Consider the following 14675-nt stretch of genomic DNA (forward strand, 5'->3'; position numbering starts at 1 on the left):
AAACAAGTATTGCTTTTCAAAAAATTATACTTTTAATAAAAAATCCTAAATTTAAAACAAATGCGTCTGTCCGTGCCCAAATATTTAAAAATGAAAAGTTTTATACAAGGCTTTTATCACAGCTTGACAATGCTGTTGCTTTGTACCTATAAAATTCTAAAAATTAACGTATAAGTGTATTGTATCAATGGTTTTTATGACAATAAAAACCATGTTCCAAAAAAATGCGTTTCAATATCAGTAAAAAACAGCTTGGAGGCCTAAAAAATTTCGATCTGCAAAAAATATAATTTGAGTGCTGATGCATCTTTTGTTTTTTATTAAAGAAAAATCTACAACAAGCAATTAATTTTCTGAGGGTATAAAAATAGTGTGAAGCAATATATAGGACACTGGTGACGGTGTTGTAAGTCCTTATCATCCTCTAAATAATTCTGATACCAACTTTTTTCATGCACATTCCAATCTGTTTCTAAATGACCTCCTACCAAATCAATAGGAGCAGCAACATCAGTACACGTGCACTGGCGGCATCAGTATCAATAGCATAATAAGTATACTCAAGACATTTTTAAAACCACCAATTTTAACCTATTATTCCTAAAATAGGTTGCTAGCAAACAATACTACTGAACTAAAAAAAGTTAAATCTGACCAAAATATTTTCGCAAAAACCATTCTGTGGTAAACAAAGAGATCAAAACTAATAAAACCCATTGCCAGTCTATTAACTCTTGTGTTTTAACTATTGGCTTTTGAATCGTATCGAACTCATTATTTTCCATTAAACTTTTAATTAATAGGTCTATTTCATTTTTATAATACAACGCTCCTCCCGCTCCTAAAGCCAATTGTGTTAACTTGGTTACATTTGCGTGTGTAAATTGTTCTTCTATTTGATCATCAACTATTTTAAAATTACCATATGCAGTGTTTTTTTGTCCTAAAACGGCTACCTTAAAACGGTATTCTCCAGGAAGTAGTCCTTCTATGGCGCTTTGATATGAATTGTTTTTTACAGAAAAAGGACGTGTTGTAGTTTCCTTGGTTTTAATATTGGTCACTGTTATTTCCAAAGATGCACGGTCATCAAACTTATAGTTGGTATCTGTAAAAAAAGCAACAATATTAAGCACGGCATTTGAAGCATACAAGCGCTCTGTGTTTACTTCCAGTTGCGCTCTGGGTTTCTTTGTACCTAAATACTGTACTATGTTTCCAATAAATTGATCAAAATCTTGAAAAGTACCGCTCCTTAAAAAACTTATTGCTCTCCACCTCCAAATTCCTGCACCAAAAATAACAGCTATTTTCTGTTTTTCTTTTTCTAAAACCGAGAGCACAGGTTGCAATGTAACCAGTCCTTTAATTTCTTGTACCAATAAATCTTGGTGTTCTGTTGAAAAGTCCAGAGCTCCGAAAGCATCCTTCAAAGGTGGAAAATCACCGAAACCAATATCTTTTTGCAAAAAAGTAGAGAACGAAGATTGATAGCTCACACCATAATATTCTGTCTCGCGTAAGAAGTTTTTAGTAAAACCAAATTGTTGTTTGTTTAGCAGTGCCCAATCGGTGTTTGTGCCTGTGACAATAAATAAATTACACTGGGCTTTCTTTATTTTTGTAAATACATCTGTAAATAGCACATTTGGCTGGTATAAGATGACCAATTGAAATTCAGACAGATTACCCTTAAATTCTGTAACTTTTGAAACCTTTACGGATCGTTGTACATTGCTTTCTATCGCTTTTTTCAACAAACCGATGTCTGGATGTAATACCGCTGAAAGAAGCAACACTTTTGCTTGCTCATCAATAACTTCAACTGAAAAATTTCTAGTATTATTTGTTATATTCTTTTCATTTCTTATTTTCTCAAGCGAAGCTGTGAAATAATTCACTCCTATTTTTGATGCTTCTAAATCGACCGTAAGAATTTGTGAAGGTTCCTTTCGAGAAAATTGTATTTCTTTTGAAAAAACCGTTTTTTCCCCATTATAAATAGAAAAAATTGATTTAACAGTGCCTATTCCCTGATAATTTAAAAAAACCTCTACCGGAAACTTATTCTTGAGATAACTGTAGGTATTTACATTGATTTGACTGACTTTCACATCTGCATACTTTGTGGTATCTCCAAATACGACAGGATATATAGGTTGTTTGGACTTTAGGAATTCGTAGGCGTTTCCGACCGTCTGATTGCCGTCTGTGAGCAATAAAATAGGCACTTTTTGTTCGCCATTCAATTTATGTATCCCTGAAATTGCTTTGTAAATATTTGTTTCACTCCCTAAAAAATCAAGAGTGTCTGAAATCTTTAAGTCTGCACTAAAAGTGAAATTTTCAATTTCAAACTTCTCAGACAAAGACACGTCATTCTTTAATTTGTAAATAAAATTTTGAATGTTTTCTGCTTCTTTAAAATGAGAAATTGATTTTGAATTGTCTACTAAAATCGAAAGTTTCGGTTTTATAATTTGAAGTGTAGTTCTTTCTATCTTCGGACTAATTAATAAAACGAAAACTAAAAACAATGCAGTTGTTTTTAAGACGCAAAGCAGTAATCGCCCCCTAAACTTTCTTTTTACCTTATAAAAATATTGAAAATACCCGATTGCAATACTACACACAAATGCGAAGAGAAGATATAAAATAGGTAGTGTTTGCAAGTAGTCTTTATTTCACGGAAAGGTATCAATAACAATCTAAAAAAAGAAAACCTGTAACGTTTAATTGTTTCAGGTTTTTAATATTTATTAGAGACTCCGTTTAAGTCAAAGCGAATTTGATATTAAGTCAACATTCCTCCATCTACAGATAACGTCTGTCCTGTGATATACGTGCTCATATCGGATGCTAAAAACACACAAGCATTTGCAATATCAATAGGTTGTCCTCCTCTTTTTAATGGAATACCGTCACGCCATGATTGGACGGTTGCCTCGTCTAATTTCGCCGTCATTTCCGTTTCAATAAAACCGGGTGCAATTACATTACTTCTAATATTTCTAGAACCTAATTCTAAAGCTACAGACTTCGAAAAACCTACAATACCTGCTTTCGATGCCGCATAATTAGATTGGCCTGCATTTCCTTTCAATCCAACAACAGAACTCATGTTGATAATAGAGCCTGACCGCTGCTTCATCATCGGTCTAATTACTGCTTTTGTTAAGTTAAAAACAGATTTTAGATTTACCTCAATTACTTTGTCAAAATCATCTTCAGAAATACGCAGCAACAAATTATCTTTTGTGATTCCCGCATTATTTACTAAAATATCAATTGCTCCAAACTCTTTATGCACTTCTTTTGCCAATTCCTGAGCCGCATCAAAATTTGCTGCATTCGACTGGTAGCCCTTTGCAGAAACTCCATATGCTTTCAATTCTTCTTCCAAGGCATTTGCTGCATCCACAGAAGCACTGTAAGTAAAAGCGACATTAGCACCCTGTTTTGCAAATTCAACAGCGATACTGCGCCCAATTCCTCTGGTTGCCCCTGTAATTATTGCCGATTTATTTTCTAATAATTTCATAGTGTACTATTTAGTTGCTGTTCAAATATAAAAGAGAAATTCCCGTTTTCACGGGAATTATTTATGATTATCGTTACTAAATCACCAAATAAATCAGCTTTACAGCTGCATTATATGGCGTTTATATATGCGATGTTTTATTTTTTACCCAAAACTTTTGCGACCATTTCTCCAATCTTAGCGGGTGAGCTTACAACGTGTACGCCACACTCTGCCAAAATTTTCATTTTCGCTTGTGCAGTATCATCTGCTCCTCCAACAATTGCGCCAGCATGTCCCATCGTTCTTCCGGCTGGTGCTGTTTGACCTGCAATAAAACCAACTACTGGCTTTCTATTTCCGTCTGCTTTGATCCATTGTGCTGCTTCTGCCTCTAAATTTCCACCAATCTCACCAATCATTACAATCGCCTCTGTTTCGTCGTCATTCATTAGCAATTCGACAGCTTCTTTCGTTGTTGTTCCAATAATCGGATCTCCACCAATACCAATAGCAGTGGTAATTCCGTATCCTTGTTTTACAACTTGATCTGCAGCTTCATACGTCAAAGTACCCGATTTAGAAACGATACCTACATTTCCTTTTTTGAAGATAAACCCTGGCATAATACCAACTTTTGCCTCGTCTGGAGTGATTACGCCAGGACAATTGGGGCCAATTAATCTGCAATCTCTTGTATCTATATATGCTTTTACTTTTACCATATCTGCTGTAGGAATTCCTTCTGTAATACAAATGATTACTTTGATTCCTGCATCTGCAGCTTCCATAATTGCGTCAGCGGCAAATGCCGGAGGCACAAAAATTATAGATGTATCTGCTCCTACCTCTTCTACAGATTCTAATACCGTATTAAAAACAGGTTTTCCTAAGTGTTCTTGGCCTCCTTTTCCTGGAGTTACTCCCCCAACAACATTCGTTCCATAGTCAATCATTTGACCAGCGTGAAAAGTACCTTCACTACCTGTAAAACCCTGAACTATAATTTTTGAATTTTTATTTACTAAAACACTCATTCGTTTATTATTTTATGATGTCGGACAAAAATAGTTTATTGCAAGTTTCTAAAAAAGTATTTTATGTATTCTTTCTACCTTTAAAAAAACGTTTAATTTCTGCCATTTCTTTTAATTTTTCTCTTGATTCTGAAATGGGAGTTCCAAAATAACTTTTTCCTCCTGCTACCGATTTCGTCACCCCTGTTTGTCCCAAAATAATGGCTCCTTTTCCAATTGTAATTCCGCTTGTAGTACCTACTTGACCCCAAAGAGTAACTTCGTCTTCAATGATTACACAACCTGCAATTCCAGTCTGTGAGGCAATCAAACATTTTTTTCCAATCACCGTATCATGGCCAACATGCACTTGGTTGTCAATTTTTGTGCCTGCGCCAATTGTAGTGTCTCCAGTCACGCCGCGATCAATCGTGCAGGAAGCACCAATATCTACATGATCTTGTATCACTACTCTTCCTACAGAAAGTAGTTTATCAAACCCTTCTGCTCTATTTTTATAATAAAAAGCATCTGCACCTAAAACCGTATTTGCGTGGATCGTTACATTATTTCCAACAACAGTAGCATCGTAAATAGTTACATTAGGATGGATCCTACAGTTTTCTCCAATAACCACGTTGTTTCCAACAAAAACATTGGGTTGGATAACGGTTCCATTTCCTATTTTAGCAGTATCTGAAACCGCTTTTTCAGAAGCTATAAAGGGATTAAAGTAGTTTGATATTTTATTAAAATCTCGAAAAGGATCTTCAGAAATCAGCAAAGACTTTCCTTCTGGACAGGCTACCTCCTTATTGATTATAATTGTTGTCGCTGCAGAGGTCAAAGCTTTCTCGTAATATTTAGGGTGGTCTACAAAAACAATATCTCCTTTTTCTACTACATGTATCTCATTGATTCCTAAAATTTCAAAAGTTGCCTCCCCTACAAAAGGTGCATTTATAAGCGTTGCGATCTGTTGAAGCGTTTGTGATGTTTTAAATTTCATGTATCCTTTTGTAATTATTTTTAAATGCAGGCAAAATTCATCGCACAGCACTAAAAATAGTTACTCTTTTATTCTTTCTTGATAAGTTCCTTTTGTAGTTTCTACTTTAATTTTATCACCTTCATTAATAAATAAAGGCACATTTACCGTTGCTCCACTTTCTACAGTAGCTGGCTTTGTTGCATTTGTTGCTGTATTTCCTTTTACACCAGGTTCTGTGTGTGTAACTTCTAAAACAACGCTTGCGGGCATGTCCACAGAAAGTGGCATTTCGTCTTCAGCATTGATTATAATAGTTACAACTTCACCTTCTTTCATCAATTCTGGTGCGTCTAAAACATTTTTTTGCAATTGAATTTGAGAATAATCTTTTTCATTCATAAAATGAAACGTTTCTCCTTCATTATACAGGTATTGAAATTTATGTGTCTCTACACGAATATCCTCTATTTTTCTTCCTGCAGGAAAGGTGTTGTCAACCACCTTACCATTGGTAACACTTTTTAATTTTGTTCTAACAAAAGCCGGTCCTTTTCCTGGTTTTACGTGTAAAAACTCAATAACTTTATAAATATCATTGTTATATCTAATACACAATCCGTTTCTAATATCTGATGTTGTTGCCATTTCTAATATTGCTTTAATTATACTAATTTTATAAGGTACTTTTTTAAATCTTTTTTTGGCGCTGTTAGTTTGCGTTGTAGTAGCCTTTCATAATTCCCCGATGTGAATCTTTGATAAACTGAATGATCTCGTCTCTTTCCGTAGTCGCCTCTAATTCTGCTTCAATAATTTCAATTGCCTGCGTGTAATTATAATTTTTCTGAAATAAAATTCGGTATATATTCTGAATTTCTGTAATTTTTTCTGTCGTAAACCCACGTCTTCTCAAGCCCACTGAATTTATACCAACATACGATAATGGCTCTCTTGCAGCCTTTACATAAGGAGGTACATCTTTTCTTACTAGAGAACCACCCGTTACAAAAGCATGTTTTCCTACAGATGCAAACTGATGTACTGCAACCATTCCTGCCAAGACTACATTGTCTCCAATTGTCACGTGGCCTGCCAACGTAGAATTGTTAGAAAAAACACAATTGTCTCCTACAAAAGAATCGTGTGCAATATGACAATACGCCATAATTAAACAATTGTTACCAATTTTAGTTTTCATTCTGTCTGAAGTCCCTCTATTGATCGTAACACATTCTCTTATGGTTACATTGTCTCCAATTTCTACGGTAGTTTCTTCGTCGTCAAATTTTAAGTCCTGAGGAATTGCTGAAATTACTGCTCCTGGAAAAATTCTACAATTTTTACCAATTCTAGCCCCTTCCATAATGGTTACATTTGAACCAATCCAAGTACCTGAACCAATTATTACATTGTTATGTATGGTTGAAAAAGGCTCTATAACTACATTTCTTGCTATTTTTGCTTGGGGATGCACATACGCTAATGGTTGATTCATATTTTAATTTTTTCTAGCAATTTGCGCCATTAATTCAGCTTCCGCAACTACTCTTCCATTGGCATATGCATATGCTTGCATATGACAAATCCCCCTTCTTATAGGGGTAATTAATTCACATTTAAAAATAACAGTATCTCCAGGCAACACTTTTTGTTTGAACTTTACTTTATCCATCTTCATAAAATAAGTCAAGTAGTTCTCCGGGTCTGGTACCGTATTTAGAACCAAAACACCACCGCACTGTGCCATTGCTTCAACTTGCAATACTCCTGGCATTACAGGCGCACCAGGAAAATGACCCACAAAAAAAGGCTCATTCATCGTCACATTTTTCATACCAACTACATGTTTGCTAGAAAGTTCTAGAATCCGATCAACCAACAAAAATGGAGGTCGATGTGGAAGAATTTCCATAATTTGATGAATGTCTAATAATGGCGGTAAGTTTAAATCGTAGAAGGGAACATTATTTCTTTTCTCTTGTTTGATAATCTTCGCAAGCTTTTTTGCAAATAAGGTATTTATTAAATGACCTGGTTTATTCGCAATCACTTTTCCTCTAATCCGCGTTCCTACCAGAGCTAAATCGCCCATAACATCTAACAATTTATGCCTCGCAGCTTCATTTGCCCAATGAAGCGTTAAATTATCTAAAATTCCGTTTGACTTTACTGCAATGTCTTTTTTATTAAAAGCCTTCTTCAACTTCTCCATCGTGCTCTCAGACAGCTCTTTGTCTACATATACGATCGCATTGTTTAAATCTCCTCCTTTAATTAAATCATGCTCTAAAAGCATTTCTATCTCGTGCAAAAAACTAAAAGTTCTGGCTCCTGCAATTTCTACTTTAAAATCAGATACTCTTTCCAATGTTGCATTCTGTGTACCTAAAACTTTCGTACCAAAATCTACCATTGCTGTTATCTGATATTCACTAGAAGGCATGAGCATTATTTCACTCCCCGTAGCTTCATCTTTATATGAAATGATCTCTTTGACAATATATTCTTCAATAAATGCCTCTTGTTCTTGAATACCCGCTTTCTCTAAAGCTTCTACAAAAAACTTTGAAGAACCGTCCATAATGGGAGGCTCTGAAGCATCTATCTCAATTAATAAATTATCGATATCGAGACCAACAGCAGCTGCCAATACATGCTCTGATGTCTGAATTTGCACGCCATCTTTTTCTATGTTGGTACCTCTCTGCGTATTTACTACATACTCCGCTCTTGCTTCAATTACAGGAGCACCCTCTAAATCTAATCTACAAAATGCAAAACCGTGATTTATAGGAGCAGGCTTTAATGTCATTTTTACAGCATTCCCAGTATGTAAACCTACACCTGATAAACTGATTTCATTTTGTATTGTTTTTTGTTTCTTACTCATTCTTTCTCATTTGAGTCTTCAACTCTTTTTCTAATTGATTAATTTTTGACACTATCTTTGGTAAGTTTTTAAAATGCACATAACTTCTATTGAAGCTACTTGACTTAAAAGCCGGTGTTCCATAAATAATTTCACTTTCTTTGATATTCTTTGTAACGCCAGTTTGAGCTAAAATCTTCACGTTATTTCCAATTTTTAAATGCCCTGAAATCCCCACTTGTCCACCAATCATGCAATTTTGACCAATTTTAGTAGATCCAGAAATACCTGTTTGCGAAGCAATCACTGTGTTTTTTCCAACTTCCACATTATGTGCAATTTGGATTTGATTGTCAAGCTTTACTCCAGCTCTAATAATAGTAGCTCCCAAAGTTGCTCTGTCAATAGTCGTCGCTGCGCCAATATCTACATTATCTTCAATAATAACATTTCCTATTTGAGGGATCGCCTGATACTCCCCATTTTTATCCGGAGCAAAACCAAAACCGTCAGCACCAATAATAGCACCGGCGTGAATTTTACAATTTTTACCCACTTGCGTTTCTGCATAAATTTTTACCCCTGCAAAAATAATAGTATTGTCTCCAATTATACAGTGATCACCGATATAAGAATTGGGGTAAATTTTTACATTTTCACCAATACGAACATTTTCTCCAATATAAGAGAATGCTCCAATGTATTCATTCACTCCTATTTGTGCTGATTCCGAAATAAAATTCGGCTCTTCTCTTCCTAACTTATTGTTTTTCACCTCGTTGTAAAATTCTAGTAATTTAGAAAAAGAGGCATATGCGTCATCCACTTTAATCAAAGTGGCACTCACTTCTTTTTCAGGAGTAAAGCTCTTGTTTACGATGGCTATTGACGCGTGAGTACTGTATAAGTATGCAGTATATTTAGGATTTGACAAAAAAGTTAAAGATCCTTTTTTACCTTCTTCAATCTTAGAGAGTTCAGAAACCTCTTCATCAGGGTTTCCAACAACCTCTCCTTCTAGAATGTCCGCTATTTGTTGTGCTTTAAATTTCATCAAAGGCAAAAATATAAAAATTATACCGTTTTCTCTAATCTCTTCTTACTTTGGATAACAAATAAAATATTTTACCACGGGGATTGTAAGCGCCTGCAAGTTTAATTGATCTGATGCCTTGGCTATATCTTTTAAATTCCCACTTTTATTTAGGATATAAATTGGTATTTCTAAAGTGTATGCTTGGTTGCTAATTTTCTGATGAAAGACAAAATAATGCACATCTTTTTCAGAGACATGTAATTTACGCATTGCCTTCTCTCTTTTCTTAGCAATGTAAATTTCCTTAAATGGCTCATGCCGTATTTCTATTCTCAGTAATTTCCGATCTACAATCATCGCCGACAATAATGCTAAAACTTTATCTTCATGATGCACCCATTCTTTAATCGCTGATAAAACATCATAATCATCAAGCTTAGAAAACATTTCTAAGGTCTCCTCCGTAAAATTCGTTTTAGAAATTGGATGCTTTAAAAAATATGTAAGTGCCGAACTTGCAAATAAATGCACTCCTTCTCCCGCCAACTCTTTTGCGCGTCTTAACACATTGACTAAAATGTTTTCTGCTACTAGGCCTGTTTTATGCAAATATACTTGCCAGTACATGAGTCGTCTTGCAATTAAAAATTTCTCAACAGAATAAATCCCCTTCTGTTCGATCACCAATTCGTCATCTTTTACATTGATCATCGCAATTAATCGGTCTGAAGAAATATTTCCCTCCGTCACACCAGTATAAAAACTATCTCTTTTCAAATAATCTAAACGATCAATGTCAAGTTGGCTCGAAATAAGCTGCCCCAAAAATTTTCGTGGATTTTTTCCTTCAAATATTTCAATGGCTAGTGTAAGTTGCCCTTGAAACACCTCATTTAATTTCTTCATGAATTTTAAGGAAATCTCCTCATGACTAATACCATTTACGATACTGTGCTCTAAGGCGTGCGAAAATGCGCCGTGCCCTATGTCATGTAATAAAATAGCAATGCACAACGCATTCTCTTCTTCCTGAGAAATTTCAACTTGCTTAAAACGCAAAACACGAACGGCCTTTTGCATTAAATGCATGCAACCAATTGCATGATGAAAACGGGTATGATTTGCCCCTGGATATACTAAGTTAGAAAACCCCATTTGCGCAATCCTTCTTAAACGCTGAAAATAGGGATGCTCTATAATATCAAATATTAAAGAATTTGGGATCTGTATGAACCCATAAATTGGGTCGTTTAGAATCTTAAGTTTATTGGGTATGTTTTTTTTCAAAAGTTTTTTATGTTTCAATCTATCATTGCAAATTACGATATTTCTAGTCACAAATTCATATATTTATGCAGGATCCTATTTATGGCTAAAATTCTTAAAAAATTGGCAGTATTTTATCATTTTAAGCAACCAAAAAAAGACAGCAAAGACCAGCGTTTAACGTTATTCAAAGAAAAATAATTTATGAGCATACAAATTTTATGGGTAGACGACGAAATTGAATTATTGAAACCACATATTCTTTTTTTAGAGCGAAAAGAGTATGCAGTTACTACCTGCACAAACGGTGCAGATGCTATTCTTTTAGTTGATGAAATAAATTTTGATATTGTTTTCTTGGATGAGAACATGCCAGGTTTAACAGGCCTTGAAACATTGGCTGAAATCAAGCAGAAACACATCAATTTACCGGTGGTTATGATTACAAAAAGTGAAGAGGAGTCGATTATGGAGGAAGCAATTGGCTCTAAAATTGCAGACTATTTAATTAAGCCTGTAAATCCAAATCAAATCCTATTGAGCTTAAAAAAAAATTTAGACCATTCCCGTTTAATTACCGAAAAAACAACAGCAAACTACCAGCAAGAGTTCAGAAAAATTTCAATGGATCTGGCAATGGTTAATTCCTATGAAGAATGGATAGAACTCTATAAAAAATTAATTCATTGGGAGTTAGAATTGGAAAACATTAGCGATCCCAATATGCTAGGAATTTTAGAAAGTCAAAAACAAGAAGCAAATTCCCAGTATTTTAAGTTCATCAAAAAAAATTATGAAGCGTACTTAACTGCGAAGGACAAACCTACATTTTCCCATACACTATTTAAAGAGTACGTAGTTCCTGAATTAAAAAAGAAAGCCCCTGTTTTGTGGGTTGTCATTGATAATTTAAGATATGATCAATATCGAATTTTAGAACCCCTAATTAACAACCATTATAAGAAAGAAGAAGAATACAGTTATTTCTCAATCCTACCCACGGCAACACAATATGCCAGAAATGCGATGTTTTCAGGTCTCATGCCCTCTGAAATGGAAAAAAAATACCCGCAATATTGGAAAAATGACACGGACGAAGGAGGAATGAATTTATTTGAAAATGAATTTTTATCTGCACAAATTAAACGCCTGGGCTTAGATATAACACATGAGTATTATAAAATTACTTCTTTAAAAAGCGGAAAAGAGTTGGCTGACAACTACAATGGTACCAGACAAAATGATTTAACTGTTGTGGTATATAACTTTGTTGACATGCTATCTCATTCTAAAACAGAAATGGGAGTAATTAAAGAATTGGCCGGAGATGACAAAGCATATCGGAGTTTAACCTTGAGTTGGTTTAAGAATTCCGCACTGTTTGAAATTATTCAGAAAGCACAGGTATTGGGACAAAAACTGATCCTTACCACAGACCACGGGACCATCAACTGTAAACATCCTTCAAAAGTAATTGGAGATAAAAACATCAGTTCTAATTTGCGGTATAAGACAGGTAGAAGTCTTTCCTACACAGAAAAAGATGTATATCCCGTAAGGAATCCTAAAGATATATTTCTACCTACAGAAGCGATGAACAGCTCTTTTATATTTGCCAAAGAAGATTTGTTTTTCGCCTATCCCAATAATTTCAATCATTTTGTAAAATACTTTAAAAACACCTACCAGCACGGAGGTATTTCTTTAGAAGAGATGATTATTCCTTGCGCAGTGTACAGTCCTAAATAAAAAATGAGAGGCAAATAATCATAAAAATAGTTGTAAAAAAAATCTTTAAAATTTAAACGGTACAAATTGTGGTAATCTATACCGTTTCTTATTTTTACATTTTTATAGCCGCGATGAATAAAAATTATTCTTTTGAAGACTTAATGGAAATTGCCACTGCAACACTTGCTACAGCAAAAGATAAAACACTTTTGTTTTACGGTGAAATGGGGGTAGGTAAAACCACATTGATCAAGGAAATCTGCAAACAGCTAAAAGTAACAGATGCCATCTCTTCTCCAACCTACTCCTTGGTAAATGAGTATCAAACCTCAAAAGGGGAAACCGTTTTTCATTTTGACTTTTATAGAATTACCAATGAAATTGAAGCCTTAGATATGGGCATTGAAGATTATTTAGACAACAACCACTGGTGTTTGATCGAATGGCCTCAAAATATTGAAAATTTACTACCGATAACGGCGGTTAAAATTCACTTAACGCTTTTAGAGAGTGGCCAGCGGAACATCCAAATAAAATAAATAAAAATATGAGTTCATTTTCGCCCTTCAGTAAAGAAGAATTGCTTCCCCAAGAAGAAATGCTAGAAATTCAAAAGCAAAAAGGGGACTTGTTTATTGGCTTGCCAAAAGAAACCTATTTAAGTGAAAAACGAGTTTGCTTAACTCCAGACGCTGTTGGCGCCTTGACTGCAAACGGGCATCGAATTGTAATCGAAACAGGCGCTGGAGACGGGGCAAATTACACCGACAAAGAATATTCGGATGCCGGAGCAAAAATTTCATACAACGTTGAAGAAGCCTTTAAGTGCAATATTATTCTAAAAGTAGCTCCTCCATCGGAAGAAGAGATTTCATACATTTCTCCTAAAACGATATTAATATCCTCATTACAGCTCAAAACTCAAAACAAAAAATATTTCGAATGCCTCGCTAAGAAAAAGATAACTGCCATTGCATTTGATTATATAAAAGATGAAATTGGTTCTTTTCCAATTGTAAAATCGTTGAGCGAAATTGCAGGCACTGCCTCTATTTTAATCGCAGGGGAATTGATGAGTGGCGTAAACAAAGGAAATGGCCTTTTGTTTGGAAATATTGGAGGTGTTCCGCCGACCAGTGTAGTTATTTTTGGAGCCGGAACTGTTGGAGAATATGCCGCTAGGACAGCTATTGGCTTGGGGGCAAGAGTAAAAGTTTTTGACAATTCTATTAGTAAATTAAGAAAACTACAAGACTGCTTGCACACCCCTATTTACACTTCTACCTTACAACCAAAAACAATTTTAAAAGCACTGATGCGCTGTGATGTTGCCATTGGCGCAATTAGAGGTAAAAACAGATCTCCTATTTGTGCCACGGAAGAAATGGTTGAAAAAATGAAAGAAGGCGCTATAATTGTTGATGTAAGCATCGATAGAGGTGGCTGTTTTGAAACTTCTAATGTCACCACACATACCGCTCCAACATTTGTGAAGCACGGTATCATTCATTATTGCGTGCCAAACATCCCTGCGCGTTATGCGAGGACGGCTTCCGTTTCTATCAGTAATATTTTCACCCCGTATTTATTAAATATTGCAGAAGAAGGAGGTTTTGAAAATACGGCAAGATTTGACAAAGGTTTGCGCAACGGAATGTATTTCTATCACGGTATTTTAACAAATAAGACGGTGGCAGATTGGTTTGATCTCCCTTTTAGAGATATTAACCTATTAATTTTATAAGCTGCAGCAACCTATGCTATTTTTTTTTAATCCTTAGAAATAAAAGTAGGGATCTCTAAAAAATAACCTCAAAAAAACTAAATTTGTGTTTTAAAATTTCAACATGCTAGTCAAGAGAATTTTTTATTATTTGATCGGGGTAACTTTAGGATCCATTGGTGTTTATTTTTTTTGGCAAAAGAAAAATGCAACTTTTGATTACGGAATGGACGCGAGAACGCTAAAAACGATACGAATTAAGAAACGCCTATTTTCTGAAGATGCAAAAACTGCAATGCAAAAATTTGACATCGATACGCTAAAAATATCTGAGATTCTAAATACTGGAGATGTGGATTTTGGAAAAGGCAACCCAAGACAAACACCCTGTGCAGAATACTATATCACGGGAAATAATAAATTAGAAAACATAAGTTTGTTAGTGAAACGCTGTGATTCTTCGGCAACTATTGAGAAAATAATTATTAAATAATTTCAAATGCTTTAAATAATTATGCACACC

The 14675-nt window shown here is 34.8% G+C and carries 13 protein-coding genes; 4 read left to right on the top strand and 9 right to left on the bottom strand.

The features are described 5' to 3' along the window. Positions 1 to 644: 644 nt before the first annotated feature. From PI23P_RS10815 to PI23P_RS10855, 9 genes are all read right to left on the bottom strand, one after another. Positions 645 to 2537: a hypothetical protein gene (locus PI23P_RS10815; RefSeq protein ID WP_004570896.1), complete on the bottom strand. Its 1893-nt coding sequence runs from the start codon at positions 2535 to 2537 to the stop codon at positions 645 to 647. A 257-nt stretch (positions 2538 to 2794) separates the two neighbouring features. Continuing rightward, complete coding sequence (gene fabG / locus PI23P_RS10820; protein WP_004570897.1) at positions 2795 to 3541, bottom strand: 3-oxoacyl-[acyl-carrier-protein] reductase; 747 nt, start codon at positions 3539 to 3541, stop codon at positions 2795 to 2797. A 137-nt stretch (positions 3542 to 3678) separates the two neighbouring features. Further along, the gene (gene sucD, locus PI23P_RS10825; protein WP_004570898.1) at positions 3679 to 4557 is read right to left on the bottom strand and encodes a succinate--CoA ligase subunit alpha; all 879 of its coding nucleotides are present in this window, start codon (positions 4555 to 4557) and stop codon (positions 3679 to 3681) included. A 61-nt stretch (positions 4558 to 4618) separates the two neighbouring features. Further along, complete coding sequence (locus PI23P_RS10830) at positions 4619 to 5545, bottom strand: UDP-3-O-(3-hydroxymyristoyl)glucosamine N-acyltransferase (protein ID WP_004570899.1); 927 nt, start codon at positions 5543 to 5545, stop codon at positions 4619 to 4621. A 60-nt stretch (positions 5546 to 5605) separates the two neighbouring features. Beyond that, positions 5606 to 6172 (bottom strand): elongation factor P, encoded by a 567-nt coding sequence (efp, locus tag PI23P_RS10835; protein ID WP_004570900.1) that lies wholly within the window; start codon positions 6170 to 6172, stop codon positions 5606 to 5608. Positions 6173 to 6236: 64 nt separating this feature from the next. Then, positions 6237 to 7022, bottom strand: a complete 786-nt coding sequence (lpxA, locus tag PI23P_RS10840) for an acyl-ACP--UDP-N-acetylglucosamine O-acyltransferase (protein ID WP_004570901.1) — start codon at positions 7020 to 7022, stop codon at positions 6237 to 6239. A 3-nt stretch (positions 7023 to 7025) separates the two neighbouring features. After that, positions 7026 to 8417 carry a bifunctional UDP-3-O-[3-hydroxymyristoyl] N-acetylglucosamine deacetylase/3-hydroxyacyl-ACP dehydratase gene (locus tag PI23P_RS10845; protein WP_004570902.1) on the bottom strand — a complete coding sequence of 464 codons (1392 nt, stop codon included), beginning with the start codon at positions 8415 to 8417 and terminating at the stop codon, positions 7026 to 7028. After that, complete coding sequence (lpxD, locus tag PI23P_RS10850; RefSeq protein WP_004570903.1) at positions 8410 to 9450, bottom strand: UDP-3-O-(3-hydroxymyristoyl)glucosamine N-acyltransferase; 1041 nt, start codon at positions 9448 to 9450, stop codon at positions 8410 to 8412. The genes PI23P_RS10845 and lpxD overlap by 8 nt, the downstream gene beginning before the upstream one ends. Before the next feature lie 45 nt (positions 9451 to 9495). Next, complete coding sequence (locus PI23P_RS10855) at positions 9496 to 10719, bottom strand: HD domain-containing protein (RefSeq protein ID WP_026288494.1); 1224 nt, start codon at positions 10717 to 10719, stop codon at positions 9496 to 9498. A gap of 183 nt (positions 10720 to 10902) precedes the next feature. Between PI23P_RS10855 and porX the strand changes: the two genes are divergently transcribed. The 4 genes from porX (at position 10903) to PI23P_RS10875 (ending at position 14645) form a co-directional block, all read left to right on the top strand. Continuing rightward, a complete protein-coding gene (gene porX / locus PI23P_RS10860) occupies positions 10903 to 12447 on the top strand; it encodes a T9SS response regulator signal transducer PorX (RefSeq protein WP_004570906.1) in 1545 nt (514 codons plus the stop codon). Positions 12448 to 12560: 113 nt separating this feature from the next. Next, positions 12561 to 12968, top strand: coding sequence for a tRNA (adenosine(37)-N6)-threonylcarbamoyltransferase complex ATPase subunit type 1 TsaE (gene tsaE / locus PI23P_RS10865; protein ID WP_004570907.1), 408 nt, complete (start codon positions 12561 to 12563; stop codon positions 12966 to 12968). Between the two features lie 8 nt (positions 12969 to 12976). Next, complete coding sequence (locus PI23P_RS10870) at positions 12977 to 14173, top strand: alanine dehydrogenase (RefSeq protein WP_004570908.1); 1197 nt, start codon at positions 12977 to 12979, stop codon at positions 14171 to 14173. 103 nt (positions 14174 to 14276) lie between these two features. Further along, positions 14277 to 14645 carry a DUF4258 domain-containing protein gene (locus tag PI23P_RS10875; RefSeq protein ID WP_004570909.1) on the top strand — a complete coding sequence of 123 codons (369 nt, stop codon included), beginning with the start codon at positions 14277 to 14279 and terminating at the stop codon, positions 14643 to 14645. The last annotated feature ends 30 nt before the right edge of the window (positions 14646 to 14675 follow it).

It is taken from the genome of Polaribacter irgensii 23-P (genome assembly GCF_000153225.1).
Lineage (GTDB): Bacteria > Bacteroidota > Bacteroidia > Flavobacteriales > Flavobacteriaceae > Polaribacter > Polaribacter irgensii.

Coding starts and splice junctions, on each gene's coding strand:
- PI23P_RS10845 (WP_004570902.1), bottom strand. CDS start 8,417: ATGAGTAAGAAACAAAAAACAATACAAAATGAAATCAGTTTATCAGGT.
- lpxD (WP_004570903.1), bottom strand. CDS start 9,450: ATGAAATTTAAAGCACAACAAATAGCGGACATTCTAGAAGGAGAGGTT.
- fabG (WP_004570897.1), bottom strand. CDS start 3,541: ATGAAATTATTAGAAAATAAATCGGCAATAATTACAGGGGCAACCAGA.
- sucD (WP_004570898.1), bottom strand. CDS start 4,557: ATGAGTGTTTTAGTAAATAAAAATTCAAAAATTATAGTTCAGGGTTTT.
- PI23P_RS10875 (WP_004570909.1), top strand. CDS start 14,277: ATGCTAGTCAAGAGAATTTTTTATTATTTGATCGGGGTAACTTTAGGA.
- PI23P_RS10870 (WP_004570908.1), top strand. CDS start 12,977: ATGAGTTCATTTTCGCCCTTCAGTAAAGAAGAATTGCTTCCCCAAGAA.
- tsaE (WP_004570907.1), top strand. CDS start 12,561: ATGAATAAAAATTATTCTTTTGAAGACTTAATGGAAATTGCCACTGCA.
- porX (WP_004570906.1), top strand. CDS start 10,903: ATGAGCATACAAATTTTATGGGTAGACGACGAAATTGAATTATTGAAA.
- lpxA (WP_004570901.1), bottom strand. CDS start 7,022: ATGAATCAACCATTAGCGTATGTGCATCCCCAAGCAAAAATAGCAAGA.
- efp (WP_004570900.1), bottom strand. CDS start 6,172: ATGGCAACAACATCAGATATTAGAAACGGATTGTGTATTAGATATAAC.
- PI23P_RS10830 (WP_004570899.1), bottom strand. CDS start 5,545: ATGAAATTTAAAACATCACAAACGCTTCAACAGATCGCAACGCTTATA.